Origin of the sequence: Bartonella sp. AA74HLJMH (assembly GCF_042197045.1) — a bacterium.
In the GTDB taxonomy this organism is placed as follows: Bacteria; Pseudomonadota; Alphaproteobacteria; order Rhizobiales; family Rhizobiaceae; genus Bartonella.
This window is the reverse complement of sequence record NZ_JBHIRJ010000007.1, coordinates 1-19,104: the sequence shown is the minus strand read 5'-3', so window position 1 is coordinate 19,104 and position 19,104 is coordinate 1. Positions and strand designations below refer to the sequence as shown.

Annotated in this window: 13 protein-coding genes, 1 tRNA gene and 5 pseudogenes; 9 read left to right on the top strand and 10 right to left on the bottom strand. The window is 36.1% G+C overall.

The annotated features are described in order from the left end of the window. Window positions 1-227: 227 nt before the first annotated feature. Window positions 228-1,796: a TerC family protein gene (locus ACFINH_RS05625; RefSeq protein ID WP_375612149.1), complete on the bottom strand. Its 1,569-nt coding sequence runs from the start codon at window positions 1,794-1,796 to the stop codon at window positions 228-230. A gap of 436 nt (window positions 1,797-2,232) precedes the next feature. On the opposite strand from ACFINH_RS05625, the gene ACFINH_RS05620 reads away from it, so the two are divergent. Then, window positions 2,233-2,308 (top strand) — tRNA-Lys (locus ACFINH_RS05620). Window positions 2,309-3,406: 1,098 nt separating this feature from the next. Here the strand turns inward: ACFINH_RS05620 and ACFINH_RS05615 are convergent. The 4 genes from ACFINH_RS05615 to ACFINH_RS05600 all read right to left on the bottom strand — a co-directional run bounded on the left by ACFINH_RS05615 (window position 3,407) and on the right by ACFINH_RS05600 (window position 9,209). Continuing rightward, on the bottom strand, window positions 3,407-4,360 hold the full coding sequence (locus ACFINH_RS05615) for a YbhN family protein (protein WP_375613484.1): 954 nt from the start codon (window positions 4,358-4,360) through the stop codon (window positions 3,407-3,409). A 15-nt stretch (window positions 4,361-4,375) separates the two neighbouring features. Next, window positions 4,376-6,127, bottom strand: a complete 1,752-nt coding sequence (gene ybaL / locus ACFINH_RS05610) for a YbaL family putative K(+) efflux transporter (RefSeq protein ID WP_375613485.1) — start codon at window positions 6,125-6,127, stop codon at window positions 4,376-4,378. A gap of 99 nt (window positions 6,128-6,226) precedes the next feature. Beyond that, window positions 6,227-8,740 (bottom strand): protein translocase subunit SecD, encoded by a 2,514-nt coding sequence (secD, locus tag ACFINH_RS05605; RefSeq protein ID WP_375632359.1) that lies wholly within the window; start codon window positions 8,738-8,740, stop codon window positions 6,227-6,229. Between the two features lie 91 nt (window positions 8,741-8,831). After that, window positions 8,832-9,209: a hypothetical protein gene (locus tag ACFINH_RS05600; RefSeq protein WP_375613487.1), complete on the bottom strand. Its 378-nt coding sequence runs from the start codon at window positions 9,207-9,209 to the stop codon at window positions 8,832-8,834. 180 nt (window positions 9,210-9,389) lie between these two features. Here ACFINH_RS05600 and ACFINH_RS05595 point away from each other — a divergent pair, with 180 nt between their 5' ends. The 4 genes and pseudogenes from ACFINH_RS05595 (at window position 9,390) to ACFINH_RS05580 (ending at window position 15,181) form a co-directional block, all read left to right on the top strand. Further along, window positions 9,390-11,765, top strand: coding sequence for a mechanosensitive ion channel domain-containing protein (locus ACFINH_RS05595; protein WP_375632358.1), 2,376 nt, complete (start codon window positions 9,390-9,392; stop codon window positions 11,763-11,765). Next, window positions 11,759-12,031, top strand: a complete 273-nt coding sequence (locus tag ACFINH_RS05590; protein ID WP_375632357.1) for a hypothetical protein — start codon at window positions 11,759-11,761, stop codon at window positions 12,029-12,031. Before ACFINH_RS05595 ends, ACFINH_RS05590 begins: the two co-directional genes overlap by 7 nt. A 558-nt stretch (window positions 12,032-12,589) precedes the next feature. Then, the gene (locus ACFINH_RS05585) at window positions 12,590-13,531 is read left to right on the top strand and encodes an outer membrane protein (protein ID WP_375632356.1); all 942 of its coding nucleotides are present in this window, start codon (window positions 12,590-12,592) and stop codon (window positions 13,529-13,531) included. A gap of 541 nt (window positions 13,532-14,072) precedes the next feature. Beyond that, window positions 14,073-15,181 (top strand): annotated as a pseudogene (locus ACFINH_RS05580) (tyrosine-type recombinase/integrase). A 165-nt stretch (window positions 15,182-15,346) separates the two neighbouring features. Here the strand turns inward: ACFINH_RS05580 and ACFINH_RS05575 are convergent. The 4 genes and pseudogenes from ACFINH_RS05575 to ACFINH_RS05560 all read right to left on the bottom strand — a co-directional run bounded on the left by ACFINH_RS05575 (window position 15,347) and on the right by ACFINH_RS05560 (window position 16,601). Beyond that, window positions 15,347-15,566, bottom strand: a pseudogene (locus ACFINH_RS05575) (hypothetical protein). Then, the gene (locus tag ACFINH_RS05570; protein WP_375632355.1) at window positions 15,559-15,765 is read right to left on the bottom strand and encodes a hypothetical protein; all 207 of its coding nucleotides are present in this window, start codon (window positions 15,763-15,765) and stop codon (window positions 15,559-15,561) included. The pseudogene ACFINH_RS05575 and the gene ACFINH_RS05570 overlap by 8 nt, the downstream one beginning before the upstream one ends. Next, window positions 15,701-15,924, bottom strand: a pseudogene (locus ACFINH_RS05565) (hypothetical protein); the annotation flags it as partial. The gene ACFINH_RS05570 and the pseudogene ACFINH_RS05565, both read right to left, overlap by 65 nt. Continuing rightward, a pseudogene (locus ACFINH_RS05560) lies at window positions 15,921-16,601 on the bottom strand (lysozyme). The pseudogenes ACFINH_RS05565 and ACFINH_RS05560, both read right to left, overlap by 4 nt. 159 nt (window positions 16,602-16,760) lie before the next feature. On the opposite strand from ACFINH_RS05560, the pseudogene ACFINH_RS05555 reads away from it, so the two are divergent. Both ACFINH_RS05555 and ACFINH_RS05550 read left to right on the top strand, forming a co-directional pair. After that, window positions 16,761-17,062, top strand: a pseudogene (locus tag ACFINH_RS05555) (type II toxin-antitoxin system RelE/ParE family toxin). Next, on the top strand, window positions 17,049-17,369 hold the full coding sequence (locus ACFINH_RS05550; protein ID WP_317992657.1) for an addiction module antidote protein: 321 nt from the start codon (window positions 17,049-17,051) through the stop codon (window positions 17,367-17,369). The pseudogene ACFINH_RS05555 and the gene ACFINH_RS05550 overlap by 14 nt, the downstream one beginning before the upstream one ends. A 46-nt stretch (window positions 17,370-17,415) precedes the next feature. On the opposite strand, the gene ACFINH_RS05545 is transcribed toward ACFINH_RS05550, so the two are convergent. Next, the gene (locus tag ACFINH_RS05545; protein WP_375613974.1) at window positions 17,416-17,694 is read right to left on the bottom strand and encodes a hypothetical protein; all 279 of its coding nucleotides are present in this window, start codon (window positions 17,692-17,694) and stop codon (window positions 17,416-17,418) included. A 489-nt stretch (window positions 17,695-18,183) separates the two neighbouring features. On the opposite strand from ACFINH_RS05545, the gene ACFINH_RS05540 reads away from it, so the two are divergent. Then, window positions 18,184-18,645 (top strand): hypothetical protein, encoded by a 462-nt coding sequence (locus tag ACFINH_RS05540; protein WP_375632354.1) that lies wholly within the window; start codon window positions 18,184-18,186, stop codon window positions 18,643-18,645. Between the two features lie 9 nt (window positions 18,646-18,654). Beyond that, window positions 18,655-18,984, top strand: coding sequence for a hypothetical protein (locus tag ACFINH_RS05535; RefSeq protein WP_375632353.1), 330 nt, complete (start codon window positions 18,655-18,657; stop codon window positions 18,982-18,984). Window positions 18,985-19,104 lie beyond the last annotated feature (120 nt).

The following is a 19,104-nucleotide window of genomic DNA, read 5'->3' as shown; positions in this document are numbered from 1 at the left end:
CATTGACAAATAATTTTGCACCATTTTCTCTCTCCCAGCTTTTCGTCAATCATCAATGAAAATTTTTTATAATGGAAAGTTCATTGATAATATAACTTTTGTATGTCATTATTTTACGCTTAAAAAAAATATAAAAATAATGAAATGCAATTGAGTTATCAACTGCTTATTCTTTTCAATTTTTAATCATAAAAAAATCTTTTTATTCATTTTGCTTGTAAAAAGAACTAGCTTTTTTCTGGTGATACAAGTGGAGAAATAAGGATTTTAGATATGTTTCTGCGTTCCATTTCAATCACTTTAAAGTGTAAACCATCAGTTTCAAAGCTTTCTCCCTCATTTGGTAAATGACCAAACTGCCAAAGCATAAAGCCTGCCAGAGTCGTATAACGATCTGCTTCATCCACAAGGTTACGCCCAAGATAACCACTTAAACGGCGGATATCAGCATATCCCTCAACAAGAAGACTGCCATTTTCAAGTTGTTCTGCGATCATGAGTTCTTCATCGTCATCAGGAAAGTCTCCTGCAATAGCTTCAAGAATATCGGTTGGTGTTGCAATTCCTTCAAAAGATCCATGCTCATCAACAATAATTGCAAGCTGAATCGAAGAATGACGTAATTGCTCCATCAATCGTAAAACACTTGTATTTTCATGAACAACGAGGGGTTCTCGCATAGCTTTTTTCCAATTAATCTTTTTCCCCTCAGCCAAATTCAAAAGAAGATCTTTTGTCAACGCAACGCCAACAAATTCATCCACTTTTTCACGCGCAAGAATTAAGCGGCTATGTTTAACCTTTTGTAATTCTTCACGCATTTCATTTTCATCAGCATTTAAATCTAACCACTCAATTTCATTACGCGGCGACATGATAGAGCGAACAGGGCGATCAGCTAAATCGAGAACACCACGAATCATCTCCTTTTCTTCTGGTCTAAACAACTCAGAAGCTGCGGCCTGTTCAGCAATAACATCTACAGTCTCAGCAAGGTGACTATCTTTGCTTCCTCCTCCTAAGAGTCTCAAAACAGCATCAGCTGTTCTACTGCGTAGATCATTCGTTTTAATCATTTTTTCACGGTTACGACGTCCAATTTGATTAAAAGCTTCGATAAGAACAGAAAAACCAATAGCAGCATACAAATACCCTTTTGGAATATGAAAACCAAATCCTTCAACAATGAGAGTAAAACCAATCATCATCAAAAAACCAAGACAAAGGATTACAATAGTGGGATGACGATTAATAAAACGCATAAGAGCACCAGATCCGCACATCATTACTCCCATAGCAGCTATGACTGCGATATACATAACTGCTGCCTGCTCTTTTGCAATCATACCTGTTGCGGTAATAATACTGTCTAGTGAAAAAACGGCATCCAGCACCACGACTTGGACGATTACTTGCCAAAAAACAGCATAACCAACGCCTGTTTTTCTTTCATGTGATACTCCTTCTAACCTTTCATGTAATTCTAGCGTTCCCTTTGCGAGCAAAAAGGCTCCACCACCGATTAAAATAAAGCTATGCCAACTAAATACAAAAGATGAAAGTGAAAGAATGACCCTATCGAGTCTCATAACCCATCCAATAACGGTAAGAAGGAAAAGCCGCATAATTAATGCTAAAGTAAGACCTATAAAGCGTGCGCGGTCACGCAAATGCAGTGGCAATTTTTCAGCTAAAATTGCAATAAAGATAAGGTTATCTATTCCTAAAACAATTTCGAGAAAAACCAGCGTGATCAAACCAAACCACGCATGGGGATCAGTGATCCATTCCATCATTCCTTACCTTTTAGAAGCTTAAAAGCGCGCGATTGACAAAAAAAATTCATAGGCTTTTATTCGTATATTGGATCATGAACATTGAATGTAAAAAACTTATATTCAAAGAAAAAAACAGCACAATATTGCTTGAATACATGTGATTGTTGATAAAACAAAATGATGCCCCATCCCACTTACAACCACAAGAAGGTTCCTCTAATTTTCGCTCGGGCATTATGCTCGATAATCCTCTAACTATAGGTTCTGTATAACAATCAGAACATTTATTTATAAAGCTTCTTATAATGGGTTTATTTTTATATAAGATCAAGTGGTGAATATCATATTTTTAACCTTACAGACAATGAGTTTATATAACAAACAACAAAATATCTGGACATCTATCCTTAGGAGCGTTATAGAAACGCTCATTCTCGTCTTTTGAGAAGCTTATGGGTGATTAGCTCAGTCGGTAGAGCAGCTGACTCTTAATCAGCGGGTCGTGGGTTCGATCCCCTCATCACCCACCATTTTATTTTATACCGTAAATAACTTATTGATTGCGTAATTTTTTTAAGGTACGAGTTGCTAAATAAAATTGGGCAGTAGGATTTCCCCATATCTGTTTGTTTAAAAGTGAAGATTGTTGATATAGCTTAGTCATCGGTGTTTGTACTTTTTAGGGGACTCAAAGAACTTCCAAAGGACATTTGAAGATCTTTTAATGCGTATTGTTTCTTTTTTTAAAGTTGCAATTGGTAAGGAGAAGCCTCTTACCGACAATTGTGTTATTTAAAGGGGTATAAAAATCAACAGTTTTCACTTCTTTTAATATAAATTGATTAAATTTTTTTGGATTTTTAGCATATTGTTTAAAGACAGAAGAAACTTTACACTTTAGTTGTGTCAGCAGCGTGGATATTTTTTGATAACTCTCCCGCTTAAACAAAAAACTTCTATAATAATCATCAGTATTCCAAGAGGGTAAATCAAGATAAAATAAAGTAGTTAGCTGGACATACAAGTAATAAAATTAGATTAGTTTAATTGTTTAAAGCTAATACCTGTTAAACGAAAGACAATAAACTTTAATGAGGCTTAAAGTTTTAAAATATTAAGCTGTGTGGTTACGCTATGCTGTCTTTCCGTTAGCTAAACCTCTAAAAATATAAATATTAAGAAAGCCACTCAGATTCATTATAATATATTGATTTATAAAGAATTGATTATTCTTTATTTAAAAAAACTTTACTATCATAAACTTCTTTTGTTTCAATCCCTCTTATAATGAATTAATTAAAATCATTCATTTTTGCATCATAAATGGGATTAACGTGTGGATAAAGACTATTGAAGAAAGGCATAAAAATAATTCTTATTAATGTTCTTAAGTGCTAAAAGTTATCATAACATTGGAAAAATAGTATAATGGCGCAGGCTTGCTCTTTTATTAAGTATAAAGATGATGGTGCAACAATAGCTTTACTATTATACCATTTATGGGTATTGTTGTGTAATGGAGAAGAGCGTTGAGAGAGGTTTCTTAAAAAAGATATGTAAATTGGCAACACGATGGTGTTTTGTTCTTTTATAGGTACATAAAAAAGAAGTCATTGATAGCCTTTTATTTATTCAGGTGGTGTTTTGGGGGCTCTTTTCCAATATTGTTGCGCCTCAAAAATGACGACCACAAATAATGAAAGGATAAGCGGTATAATCAAATAAAACATTCTAAAGACAATAAGTGCTGCAATAACATCGGTTGGATTTATATTGGGCATGCCTGTTATGAAGAGAGCTTCAAGAACTCCTACTCCTCCTGCTGGAGCATTAGAGAGAAGAGTTATCGTAAAAGATGCTAGGAAAACACCAAGAACAGAGATAAAATGAATATCTGCGTTATGTGGGAGAACAGCATATATAATTCCTGCTGCTCCTAAAAGCTCTAGAGGGCTAATGAGAAGCTGTTGAATAACAATTTTCAATCGTGGATAGGAAAGTTGAATTTTCTTCCCCAAGCGTAAGGGCTTTAACTGAAGCCAGCTGCCAAACGTATAAAGTGCTATACAGCTGAGTAAAATTGCTCCAGCCGTTGTTCCGAGCCATTCAGGAAGTTCTTTATGAATGAGGGTGATAATTTCGGGTTGCAGTACCAAAACGATTCCCAAAAGTAAGATTGTGCCGATTACAAAAGTAAAAGAGCAAAAACCTACTAATATTGCGATTTCTGTTCCGTTTAATCCTTTCATTTTATAGGCGCGATAGCGTACAACGGCACCAGAAAAAACTGAAGCACCGATATTGTGTGAAAGAGCGTAGGTTGTAAATGAACATATAGCGATAAAAATCCAAGAAATTTTATGGCCTAGATGTTGCAAGGCAATTCGATCATATCCAGCAAGAGCAGCATAAGCTAGGAGAGAACATAAACAGGCTAATAACCAGTGCTGTGCATTTAAATTGCTCAAGCGCTCCAATACATCCCCAAATGAAATGGCAGAGAGCTTCATGTAAAGAATTCGAATAGATACCAGCATTGCTAAGATACCAATCAATGGCCATATAAATTGCTTTATTTTCACGATTCTGTATCCATTTTATGTTTTCTGTAAATTTTCATGATTGAGCATATTCCTTACAGATCTTCGTTCTGTTATATACTCTATAATGCCATTGGCAATTTCTTCATCATCTGTTACTACAACATCAGCACCTAAATCAATGAGATATGTTGTTTCTGTGTCGGATAATGCATGTGTGATTATCTGGATATCTTTCTTCATATCACGGATATTCACGATACATTCTCCTACTTCAATGGTACTTCGCATTGTAATAACAACTTTATGTGCATTATTTATATTTGCTGCGTTCATTATTTCTTGTTGAATGATATTGCCGCAAATAGCCTCAAAGCCATCTGCAATCGCTTTATCAGAGAGGCGTTTTGATTCTTCTACGATCACTATAGGTTCACCTCTATTTATTAAAGATAATGCAACACACTTACCGATACGACTATAGCCAATAATTACGATATGGTTGTTTTTTAAGGTCATCGGTAAAAAATCTTGGTCAGGATCTTGTGGATCAATATCAATAATTGTTTGGGTATTTTGTGAAGATGCAGAATTTTTTTCTAGACGTTTTTTAATTTTATTACAGGCAATGAAAACAAGAGGATTGAGCAAAATAGAAAAAATTGCTCCTCCAAGAATTAAATCATGAGCGTCATTGTTTAAAAGTCCTAAGCTTAAACTTAAACCAGCAAGGATAAAGGAAAATTCTCCGATTTGGGCAAGGCTTGCAGAAATAGTCAAAGCTGTTGCATTAGAATAGCGAAAAGCTTTAACGATGAAAAAGGCAACAGCAGATTTTCCGATTACGATAATGAATAAGGTTGCTAAGAGAGGGAAAAAATGAGTTAAGAGTTTCTCGGGGTCAAATAACATGCCTACAGAAACAAAAAAGAGAACAGAAAAAGCATCGCGCAGTGGTAAAGATTCTTCCGCGGCACGGTGGCTTAATTCTGATTCGCTCATGACCATACCAGCAAAAAAAGCACCAAGAGAAAGAGAAACTCCAAATAAATGAGCGGCTCCGAAAGCTACTCCTAATGCAATAGCAAAGACGCTAAGACGAAATAATTCACGTGATCCCGATTGTGCGCTCATTTTTAAAAGCCATGGGATAACGCGTCGCCCAATGACGAGCATAAGTGCAATAAATACAATTACCTTCAGGATGGTGAGACCAAAAATACCCCAAATACTTAAATCCAACCATTGAACAAGAGGATCCAACGCTTCTTTTTTGGTATTGCTGAGGGCACTTGCCAAGGAAGGGATGAGGACAAGTATAAGGACCATTGCTAAATCCTCAATAATCAACCATCCAACGGCAATGCGTCCTTTTTCTGTTTCAATAAGATGACGCTCTTGCAAAGCACGTAGCAGGATAACGGTACTTGCTATGGATAAAGCAAGACCGAAAATCAAACTACCACTAAAGCCCCATCCCATAATCAGACCAAGGCACAAACCTAGAAAAGTAGAAAATGCCATTTGTGCAATAGCAGCGGGGACAGCAATAGCTTTGACAGATAAAAGGTCTTTTAATGAAAAGTGGAGCCCAACACCAAACATCAGCAAAATAATACCAATTTCAGCAAGTTGATTAATGATGACGGAATCTATTTTAAATCCGCCTGTATTGGGTCCCACAATAACACCAGCTAACAAATAGCCTACAAGGGGTGAAATACGTAAACGGCTAGCAATCATTCCCAAGAGAAATGCTAAACATAAGCCTGCAACAATAGTTGTGATAAGTGGTGTGTCGTGGAGCATGGATTATTTACTATTCTTGATCAAAAAGCGAATGAATGAAAACGACTATATTTCTATGAGAAGAGAGGCGAGATGTACCATACGCATTAAAGGGCATTTTTATTTCACTTTGATATTTGCACGATTATTTCGCTCACGCCACCAATTTCCTAGCAGGAGTAAAATAGGAGCAGCAATAAAGATAGAGGATGATGTTGCAATAATAATCCCAAAGACCATGGGTAATGCAAAATTATGAACAGCACTTCCACCCCATATCGCCATGGGGAGCATCGCAAGAATTGTTGTGGCTGATGTAAAAAAACAACGTACAAGAACCTGATTAATTGACAGATCAATCAGCTCGCGCAACGGCATTTTTTTATAAAGACGCATATTTTCGCGCATCCTATCATAGACGACAACTTTATCATTTATAGAATATCCAACAATTGTTAAGAGTGCGGCGATAGCCGTTAAATTAAAATCAAATTGAAATAAAGCAAAAAAGCCAATCATTTTTGTGGTGTCTAAAATGAGAGTGATAATTGCTCCAATGGCAAAGAACCACTCGAAGCGTAACCATATATAGAGAGACATGGCAATAGCCGCAAGAATAACAGCAGTAAAAGCAGCTGTGGCAAGCTCACCTGAAATTTTGGGACCAACAACTTCTATTTGATCGAATGTGGTATCGGGATAGATATTTTGTACAGCTGTTTTGACCTTATCAATGGCGGTGGTTTGTTGTGCTTCGCCACCGCTTTGTTTCTGCATGCGAATTAATACGGTATTTTCGTTATCAATATTTTGCAAGGTAACTTCACCAATATTAAGAGTAGAAAGCTTGGAACGCAGAGTTGCTAGATCTGCTGGTCCTTTCGTGGTAATACTCATTTGGCTTCCGCCAATGAAATCAATACCAAAATTCAATCCAGGCTTAAAAAAGAGAAAAACTGAAGCCATTGATAAAACAATTGAGACGCCAATACCAATGAAACGTGCTTTCATAAAGTGGAAAGTTGTGTTTTGTGGCATGATGTTGAAAGCAGAGTGAATATGCAATTTTTTAATTTTCCATTTACGAACGATCCAAATCATGATGATGCGTACAATGGTGATATTTGTAAACATGGAGATGATAATACCAAGCAACATTGTTACGGCAAAACCACGAACGGGACCGGTCCCGAACCAAAATAGTAAGACGGTCGCTATAATTGCTGTAACATTTGCATCAACAATGGTTGCAAAAGCGTGTTTAAATCCACGATCTAGGGCTGCAAAAGCACCCACACCTTTTCGACTTTCTTCACGGATACGTTCATTGATAAGGATATTAGCATCAACGGCAATACCGATGCCTAAAATAATACCAGCAATACCAGGCAGCGTGAGCGTAGCTCCCAAAAGACTCAGTGCAGCAAATGTTAAAATTGTGTGCAGAGCTAGTGCTATATTGGCAATTAATCCCCAAATACGATAGAGAAGAAAAATAAAAATTGCAACAAGAATAAAGCCAATTATGCCGGTGTAAAGTCCCATTTGGATAGCATCAGCACCAAGATTTGGACCTACGGTTCTCTCTTCAATGACTGTGAGTGGTGCGGGGAGGGAACCAGCACGAAGCAGAGCAGCCAGAGTTGAGGCTTCTTTGGGGTCAAAGTTTCCTGTAATTTGACCTTGTCCATTGGGAATGACACTATTGATGGTCGGAGCGGTTAAAACTTTATTATCCAGAACAATGGCAAAAGGACGGTTAATATTTTGTCGTGTTATATCGGCAAATATTTTTGCGCCAGCGGAATCTAGCGTAAATGAAATAATGGAACGTCCTGGTATTTGGGGGTCAAAACCTGCACGGGCATCTTTCAGGACATTTCCATCTAAAGCAATTTGATCATAAATTGCATAATGTTGTGTTGCATCAGTGTATCCAGGGAGAATAGAAACACCTATAGGGGGATTATTGGGGTCCACATTAGAAGGAACAAGATGAAAACTCATCTTAGCGGTTGTTCCTAAAAGATCACGCAGTTGTTTTGGATCTTGTAGTCCAGGCAATTGGACCATAATACGATCATTTCCGACCTTTTGGATGGCTGGTTCTGAAACACCAACTTGATCTATACGACGACGGATGATTTCTAAGCTTTGTTCGATAGCATTGCTGACACGGTCTTTTATACCAGCTTCTGTTAATGTGACGCGGAGAGTTTCATTTTGAGCACTGATCGTGATGTTATGTTCTGTTGTGCCAAAGCTACTGTGTATGGGGGTTATTAATGTTTTCAAAGCAAAGAGTGCTTTTTCAGTTTGCGATGGGTCAGAAATAAGGGCAATAACGCTATCTTCAACGATACGCACACTTGAGGTGCGGATTTGTTTTTCACGCAATACATTGCGCACATTGCTTAAAACTATATGTAACTGATCGCGTTTTAACGTTTTGCTATCAACCTCGAGCAGGAGAGAAGAGCCTCCTTGAAGGTCAAGACCAAGTGCTACACGGGTGTCGGGTAAGAATTTCGAGTTTTTAACTTGTTCGTGTGAAAATAAATTGGGTAAGGCAACATAAATGCTGCTTAAAAGAATAAAACAATAAAGGGTAGTTAACCAACCAGGTGTACGCATGATATATTCCGTAAATAGGCAATCTAACAGTTATTCAAAGTTAAAAGCACAAGTAAAATAAGATGATCGTTTTTATATTCAAGGAAGAGAATTAAGTATGTTCATTGGGAGGAGCGCGTTTATTTGAGAAATATTGTGTTTTAACGTTACGAAATCGTGTGTCAACAGCTGGAATCTTTATTAAAAAGAAATCCAATGTTAGGATTTTTTGAAAGGTCCTCATAAAAATAGATTCTGTATGGAGTGTTACAAGTTTTTTGTTTTCAGTTGTGGTAACATTCACCTGATCACACTTATGATGTAAATCAAATCTATTCGTTTTAATGACATTATTGGTGTGTGATTGTTTGATTAAATAAGCACGTGTTTCTAGGTTGCTCGTCAAGAATACACCTAAACTGGATAGAAAAATCCAGGTTGTCAAAGGAAGAAAATCTTCTTTTTTGCAATAAAGGTGCAAAAAAAACATGCTAGAGTGCCTTCTTTAATCTTATTGAGTTCAGCTTATTTATCATTCTTTTATCTTATTACCAGTATTATAGGATAAGGGAAAGCTTTTATAAGGTTATTCTATAAAAGTTGAAAATATCTACTTTATACCATATTTAAAAGAGAAAAATAAAATCCCTTTTGTGCTCATAAGGTAGATATGTATTCATTTTGTAGAAAAAACATCCACATACTTTTCCTTCTTTTGGGGATTATCTTTGTATTTAATTCTGGTGCATGGGGTAATAGGGGGGCACAAAATACAATTGTCGAACAAACGATAGCTTCTTATTCAGTTGATGAAATTATTCAGCAACAACAGTTGATTATTGAGACTCTTGAAGAAAATACTGAAACTTTAAAAAGAGATTTTGACAGAAAGCCAGAAGATGAGCGTGCTTTAGAAGAATTACGGTTACGTGCACAAGATATCAGTGAACGTGCTATTGAGGCAGCATTTGTTTTGCGTCCTCCTCTTAATGAGATTAATACACTTCTTGATCAATTAATGGAGCTCCATCGTGACGTGAAAAAACTGAAAAGCTCAGTGAAGGAATATTCCTACTTGATAGAGCAAAAAGCTAAAATTAACAGTATCATGCTTCGTTTTGAAGCAATTTTCTTAGCGGCAAATAGAATAGCTGAACTTTCTATTTCTCAATCTCGGGAGCTTTTTAAACGCACGCTTACGTATAGGCTTGAGTTTTCGATTCCGATGGTTAAACATCTCGCCCAAAAAACAAAAGAGGCTTCATCAGATTTTCTTGTGTTGTTAAATTCTTGGTGGAATTTTATATTTTACTTCAAGTTTTTACAACTATTTCTTTGCTTTTTAATTCCACTTTTTATTACTTTGGGACTTTCCTATTTTTCTCAAAAAGTTCTTGTTCATGTGTATTGCCACTTTACGAAGTCTAATGAGGAAATATCTTATTTACAACGCTTATTGATCGCCTTTATTTCAGTTCTCTTACCTTCACTTGTATGTATTCTTTGCGTTTATCTTGTGTTGTTTTTGTTTCGTAGTTTTAACTTAGATCCAGGTAAGCTTACAACAGTTTTTGATATGATAGGTTGTCAAATTATTTTATTATTTTTAATCAATCGATTAGCTGTTGTTCTTCTATCATCGAATAGGCCCCATGTGCGTCTTCTCAGTATTGCACCATCGTCTGCTTATCAATTAGTGATTTTACTCACGTCTTTAGGGGGGATTTTGGCATTTGACGCTGTTCTTGATAGTATTTATCAAATCATTTCAGCGCCTCTATCTTTAACAATTGCTAAAAGTTTTATTGCTGTTTTTCTTGTAGCGATATTGCTATTTATAACATCATTTGTACCTTTGCGGTTTAGACGTAGGCGTGTTCAAGAAGAAAAAAAAGAGCCATACTTTTGGCCATTTTATATACGCATTCCTCTTATTGGCTTGGGGTTACTGCTCTTTGTATTGAATTTTTTAGGTTACGTTGGACTTGCGCGTTTTATTACGCAGCAAATTATGATTGATGGAGCATTTTTAGTTCTCATGTATTTAGGAATACAAAGCGCTCAAGCACTTGGAACTAAAGACCAATTTATGAAAACAACGGTTGGTCATCTTTTGATGCAGAGGTTTCATTTAGAAGAAAAAACGATGAATCAATTGGGAGTTTTTGTGAGCGTTTTTCTCAATTTATTTGTTGTTATATTTTGTGCAATGCCAATTGCTGTCCAGTTTGGATTTTCCTATTCTGATTTAAAAGCAGTTTTGTGGCAATCGGTGACCGGTTTTCAGATTGGAAATATTAGTCTTTCTTTGATTTCTCTTGTAACAGGAATTATTTCTTTTTGTGTTTGCTGGTTTCTTATTCGCCGATTTATTGGTTGGTTAGATAATGTGGTGTTGGTTCATGGAGAGTTCGATTCTGGTATACGTAATTCTATCAAAACAGTGATAAGTTATGGAGGCGTTGTTGTATCTGCTTTGACCGGATTATCAATGGCAGGTTTGGATCTTAGAAATTTCGCTCTTATTGCTGGAGGACTTTCACTTGGTATAGGTTTTGGTTTACAGAATATTGTCCAAAACTTTGTCTCTGGACTTATTATTTTAGTTGGAAGACCATTTAAAATAGGGGACTATATAGAATCTGGATCAGTAGGGGGTGTTGTTAAGCGTATTAGTGTGCGTGCAACGGAACTTGAGACAATTCAGCGTAAGACGATTATTATTCCCAATTCAAGCCTTATTAATAACAACGTTAGTAATTGGACACGACATAATAAAGTAGGACGAATTGATATACCAGTTACTGTATCATCTAAGGTTGCTCCAGAGCATGTTGCTGAAATTTTGTTAGAGATTGCTTCTGCGACAGAAGGCGTTTTAAAAAATCCTATCCCACAGGTAAGTTTTACAGCATTTGATCGTAAGAGTTTTTCCTTTAATTTGGCTATTTATGTGCCTAATATTACCTCATCTTCTCATGTAACCAATGCTCTTCGATTTAGCCTATATAAGCGTTTTTCTGAGGAAGGAATCTTAGAATGCTAAAATATACTTATATTTTGTCTACAGTTATTCTATTAAGTATTTTTACCATAACAGCTTTTGCTGCAACAGTAAAGAATACTGATTTAAAGATACAATCTCTTATTGTTGTTGAAGGAAGTATACCTTCAAAAATTTCTTTAAACACTCATCAAACAATTACAATTTGTATGAAGGGATGTTTTATAACTTTTCCTAATAAAGACCGTTTTGCAATAAAGGCAGATGATACTATAGAAATCAGTAGGGGAATAGCAATTTTTAAATAAAATGATTGAGAATTTTTGTTTGGGGACAAGATTTAGAAGGATAATGATATTGTGTGTAATTAATAATCTCATCCTTTAGAAAATGGTAAAAAAGTATGATTTTAGTATAAAATGGGTGTTTTTTATACTATGTAGAATCTACAGTATGCATTTTGGATGTAAGAATATTGAGGTATTTATAATATTGTTAATGAACATCGATTCTCTAAAAATAATTACATAATTTTTAGAATTTTTTCATAAAAAAAGGCATAAAATATACTATTTTATGATTTTTTTTGCGGTAATTTTAATACAAAATGTTTTATATTTCCTCCTTTTGACAAGATAATATGTATTTTTATTAAATATTTATTATTTGAAGTATTCATTATTCTAATATTTTAAAATTTATTTGATAATATTAAATTTTGGTGTAATGATATATTATTATAGTGATAAATTTAAATGTAACTATAAAGGAGTACATGCAATTTTACAGCATAAGATTTTATAAAAATTTGTTTTTTTAAATGTGATTTTTGATTATATTTAAATTTAGCAATGGGGTATAATTTTATGAATACAAAATTTATAACAGCATCTGTTTTTTCTTTGATTTCACCTTCTATAGTACAGGCTGCAGATGTGGTGGCTCACGAAGAGCCATTACATGTTGCCTCAGAAGTTGTTGCTTCTTCACCTTTTTCTTGGGCAGGTTTTTATTTCGGGGGGCAAGTTGGTGGCTTTTCAAGTAAGATTTCTGCAATAACGCGTGATGTTGATATTCCTCTCTATCCCGATGAGGAGAGTAAAAGTAAACCATGGGTGCCTGTCGAGAAGCAGTATATGCCTGAGCTTTCTGGATTTATAGGTGGTTTTTATGCGGGTGTTAATTTTGATCTCGGTAATAATTTTATTATGGGGATTGATACGGATATCATTTTAACGGAAAAAAAGGATACAAAAACAAGATTTCATGCAGATGAATCGAGTGCTGGTGGAACTGAAGGATCGGGCACTGAAGGATCGGGTACTGAAGGATCGGGTACTGATACTGAGGAATTAGGTACAGAAGGAAAAAGTCGAAAAAAGGCAAAACTTGTCAGAAGACAGGGTAGAGACTTTTCTCGCTCTTCTGCAGAGGATAAAGAAGAGAAAGACAGTTTAACTTTTAATCATACGTTAAAACAAAAATGGACAGGAGCTACACGGGTGCGTGTTGGGTTTTCTGCAGGGCGTGTGATGCCTTATATTGCTGGTGGTGTTGCTTATGGACAGTTTCAGGATATTTTGTCGACAGTAATTACGGGAGGTGAGCCATTTAATAGGACATCGGATGTAACAAAAACGATGATTGGTTATACTCTCGGTGGTGGTGTTGATTTTGCAATGACAGACCATCTTGTTGTGCGTGCGGAATATCGTTACTCAGATTTTGGTAAAAGGAAATTTAAAGACGAGATTGAAGTTAAGTATAAGACAAATGATTTTCGCGCAGGAATAGCTTACAAATTCTAATTTTGTAGGATAAAGGAGCTTAAATTTAAGAGGTCCTATTTCTTTGATAGGGCCTTTATTTTTTAATTTTATGCATTGTAAACACTATTTTATGGTGAAAAAAAAGGGGCTTTGACTTTGAGTAAGAATGAGGAGGTAAGGAAGAGTTACTCAGATTCTTAATTGTTAAGAATAAAAAATTTTTAGTTCACGAGGTGTGGTTGAAACATTTGTTGGCAAAGAAGGATTGCTTCGTCTTTCATATTATTACAGTTATCACTTTATAATACCGTTATAGATTTGCAAACAGTAAACTTAAAGAGAGTTTTTACTATCTAAGTAATGAGAAAATAAAGAAAATTCACATAGAGTGGTGCGGACGGCGTGCACGTTTGTGCAACAATTTTTTCTTCCCTTAGAACTCTCTACAATATCACCTGATAGCACAGTTTATCTTTTTTCTGTTTAATAACTAATTGTTTTTATTTTATTTTATTTATTAAATTGCCTTTTATATATAATCTTGGTACCAGATGAAAGTGCTCCAAGTGCAATTCAAAAGGTGGTTTTTAAAAGGTGGTTCGAAGAACGTGATAGACTGTCTGTCTTATCTGTAAAAAATCTATCTAAAGGAAAATATGCTGATAGAGCTGGTTTATGGCTTATCAAAACTACACCAGACCAAGGATGATGGGTTTTTAGGTTTGACCTCAATATAAATACGACGAGAAATGGGATTAGGCTCTTGTCGCAATGTATCTTTAAAAGAAGCACTGTTCAAAGCTTTAGCTTGTCGTGATCTTTTAGATCAAAGAATTGACCCGATTCGCCGAAAACAAAAAGAAAATTTACGTCGAGCAGGGGGGTATTTCTTTACGAGAAATTGCCTCTAGTACTTTTGAAGCGAAAAAAAACGAATTGAAAAATGAAGGAAAAGCAGCAAACTGGTTAACACCTCTTGAGTTACATGTTTTTCCTAAACTTGGTGATACGCCAATCATTGAACTGACGCAAATTGATATAAAAGGATGCATTTCTCCCATTTGGAAGACAAAAAACGAAACAGCAAGTAAAGCTTTATCCCGCTTGAATATAGCTATAAAACATGCGGTGGCACTTAGTATAGATGTGGATATGCAATTAAAAGCAAAAGCTTTATTAGAAAAGTTTATTCAAAATACCCCAAATATTCCAGTTATGCCATGGAAAGAAATGCCTAAGTTTTTTCAATCTTAAAATGATGAGCTTGTATCACATCTAGCTTTAAAACTTCTTATTTTGACGGTTTTTTTTATACCAATCAGGCATATTTAGAGATTTATGGATCAATATGGATTATCCCAAAAGAAAATATGAAGAGAATTGTTGGAAAGGTTTCTGATTTTCATGTGCCGCTTACAGCTGAAGCGCTTGCTGTTATTGAAAAAGCAAAAAATAGAAAAATGGTTTTTATTTGTTGAGAGTTTTGGAAAGCCTATATCTGATGTAGCACTTTCTAAATTCATGAAAAACAAAGGTTTTAATTATAGACTTCATGGTTTCAGATCGATTCTGCGGGACTGTATAGCAGAGACAACGTCAACACCATTTGAAATTGCAGAATCTGTTCTTGCGTATTCAGTTGGGAATTCAGTGACAAAGGCTTACATGCGGACGGATTTTTTAGAATAGCGCCGTGTTCTCTCAGAACAATGGGCGTCTTTTATATCTGGAGAGGCTTGATAATTGTTATGTCTATTGTCGCGTCAGGTGTCTAAGAAACATTTAAGCGATTAGCGGATAGATTACGATATAATCTCTCTTTCCTCGCTTAAAAGCGGGGAGGGGGTAAAGCTTTCAGTTTTTGGTTAGCCACTGTTTTATAATGTGCAAAGATATTGTCTATCGCATCCATGAGGCGTGCAAAATCAAGGATAAGCAAAAAAAGAAAAAATGCTATCCACTTCATCAAGCGAGACATCATTTTCACGCTTTGATAGGTGATGATCATTTCTTGAAGCATTTCTTTTTCTGATTCTGTAAGCTCTGTGTGTTTTTTGGATTTTTTTCTAACCATGTTTCCACCCACACAAGCGTTCACCTAGATTATTGTGCTTTAAGATCTCTCTTGCTAAGTTTGAACTGATGGCGTTCAGATCTTGCCGGCTTAAATAAATAGGTAACCAACCAACACAAGAAGAAGCATATTGATTTGTTGCGCAACCAGTCAGAGAGAGCAGCATGCACATCAGCATCACTTTTTTGATTAACTTCACTTTCCACCTCAAGCCGTGTTGTGGCTGCTTTTAAAGCTTTTTTTGTTTGCTTTTGTTGCTCTGCTTTTTTCCCAAGAGTAAAAGCTCTTGCTAAGGCAATAAAAAAGCGGCTAAAGCCGCACCTGTTACCATCAAGTTTCTTTTCATCCATAAGATCATAGGCGGTGCTCCTGAAAGCGTTTAGCAACAAAGAAAATACCAGCACATGCGGCTAAAACCATAATGCTTGCCAAAGCCCATTGGATGGATCCATTGCCCACTAAAAATCCACCAAGACCTGAGAAAGAACTCATGATCGGTGCCAATGCTTCTGCTTTGAAAACCCCCGTTGGTGCTTGCGTTTCTACTGTTTGATAATTGGAAGAAACATAAGCCCCTTTCGCCCATAGTCCTGCCTCTGCTACACGCCGGTGTACAAGACCTTGTAAACGTTTGCTTCCCGCTTTGGTCCATTTCTGTAGCTCGGCAGGGACAGCTTCATATTCACCTTGATTGAGCTTTTTAACAGTGTCGAGTTACAAAAGGCTCCTGTTCCTACATTATAGCAAAAGGAGACTAACGCCGCGAATTGTTCATCCGTTAATGAAACTGTAACAGCGCGTTCAACGACATTTTCAAATTGTCTTAAGTCTTGGCAAAGAAGTTCTTCTGCTTGCTTTTCAGTGATTGTCATGCCTTCGTAAATAAAAGGCTTTCCAGCACTGTTTGTATGTCCATAACCTATTGTCCATACCCCAATAGCATCTTTATAGGCGTTTAAACGCAAACCTTCCCATTGTTTAAAAACCTTCCCATTGTTTAATAAGTGCAAGTCCTTCTGATGATATTTTTTGCATATGCTTCTCCATAAAAAAAGCTCCGAAAAAAGCAGAGCTGGATTAAAAAATTGATATTTTTCCCATGTGAAAGGATGGCTTGTTAAAACCTATGTAGCTTGTTCATTGGAACAAAAGAATGTATTTGACATTATTTATTCTGTAGCATGTAGACTACAGATGTTTATTGTTAAAAAACACACTATTTTACAGAGTGGTTAGACTCGTTAAAAGACAAACAAGTGCAAAAGAAAATTGCTGCACGTATTTTCCGCCTTGAATATGGGCTTCTAGGAGACGTGAAATATTTCCGTGGCATTGGTGAACTAAAAATAAATTATGGACCAGGCTATAGGATTTATTTTGTAAAACAAGGGAAACAAATCATTTTGTTATTAAATGCTGGTGATAAATCCACACAACAAAAAGATATCGAAAAAGCCCTTCAATTAGTAAAGGAAATGAAACATGGAAATTACTAAATTTGATGTAAGTGAATATTTTAATACGCCTGAAGACTTTAAGATCTTATTAGATGATGCTTTAGAAACCAAAAATAGTGGCTATATTGCACATGTATTAGGTATTATTGCGCGTAAACAAGGAATGACAACTGTTTCTCAAGAGACAGGACTAAATCGCGAGTCTCTTTATCGTTCTTTAAGCGATAAAGGTGATCCACGACTTTCTACTTTTCTTAGTGTTTTGAGTGCTTTAAATTTGCAGATTAGCTTAGCACCTATCCAAAATAATTGTAAGGAACAAGCAGCTTTAGAAGAAGCATCTTGACTACCTCCCCATTGTTGATAACGGGGAGGGGAGTTCTGTTTTTAAGTTAAGCAACCTTTTTAATGGGGCTTTCTAAATCTGGTTCGTAAGCTTTCAAAAAAGGATTCATAGCCATGGGAAACTCTGAAGCTCCGAAATCTGTAAGAACTGCCAGAATCTTTGTAAAATTGGGCACTTCATCTTGAAGTTCTAAAATCAAAGCTTTTTCCACCACGCCCATGACCTGCACCAGCGTGTTACAATCCTCATCTCCAACACTTTGATGATTGGAAAATTGAGCCAACGCTATCCACAAATCGCATAAGAAGTCGACACTGCTATTCATTGCACACCCCCAAAGATTTGCTCTCTCAAACATGCCAATCCTCTGGATGTAATTTTTGTTGAAGGGAGCACTTTTTCTGTACCATCTGGTCTTTGAATGGTGATAGCAGGACAGTCCATGAAACCTTTTTTGATTTTGTCCTCAGTAAGGAATATAATCAACTGTTACAACCCATTTTTTTGCATGGGTTGTTTAGGTTTTGTTAAGAACAGGTGTTGTAAAATTCGCATGTTTAAAACCTTAATTTTACCTATAGATCTAATTGTCTCAAATTTGACTGTATAAAGTGTTTTGTATTTCTAAAGTTGATTTCCCCCCTGTCAAAAAAGTTCAAATTGCTTTATACGGTGCCTTTTTGTCGATTTAAATGCATATACAATCATAAAATGATCAGTACTTTTCACTATTTTGTCGTTTTAAGCCGCCTTTGAATTGCTACTGTTATGTTGCTCTTCACTAGGCTTGCTTATTCTCACGAATGAAATGCGCTTGCCTCCTAAAGCCAAATTACGGGTGTTTTCAACTCGTAGCTATGCGGATCATGCATTTGATTTTTGGTCTGTTAGTAAGAGATTTTTGACGAGTGATGAGTTTTCGCCAAGCATGTATGGAAGTAATCAAGCAACCAGTATTGTCGGCAATCAAGCGCCTTCTCCTAAGACGTCTGGAGGACACGTTGATACAAACAATATACGGATGATTTCGCATATCGGTTGTGAAGATGGTTGCGGTTATGTTTGGCAATTTGTGAGAGATGTTTGTTTCATGCAAACGGTAACTGGAACCTCACCAAATGTACAGTTTAAAAAAGATATGTATGCATTGTTAGCTGGTGGAGACTGGTCTGATACTATGAATATCAATCCACATTTGCGTGCAGTCATTATACGGAATGCCATTTATGAATCGGCTGGCGCCCGTGGCTGTAGTTATCCACGGCATTTTGTTTAGGAGGGGTAGATGATAGATTATCCAGAGCATTTAAATAGCAAGGAAGATTATCTGAACATGCTTTCTTTTGACAAAGTTGAAACAGTAAGAAGGCTAGAGATGCTTTTGACAACGCGTTTTTATTGGTTTTTTGTCAAAGAACTCAGTGAAGGGGAAGAGGGGGTAGAAGATGATACGCATAAGGTTTGTCGAACAACAGAAATACCGTTTGATTCAAATGGTGATTTTGTCGAAAAGCGTTGTCAGTATGAATTACAGGAAAGTGAATATGCGCCGCTCTTTCAGCTTGGCTTTGGTGTTGACGAAGTCGAGCAACTGATCAAAGAGCATAGTCAATAGAGATCATAAAAAAACATTTTTATGCCAGCCCCACTTTTGTGGAGCTTTTTTTATGGAGCGTCAGATGAGAAAGATATCGAAAGAAGGATTAGAGCTTATCAAACAATGGGAAGGTTTGCG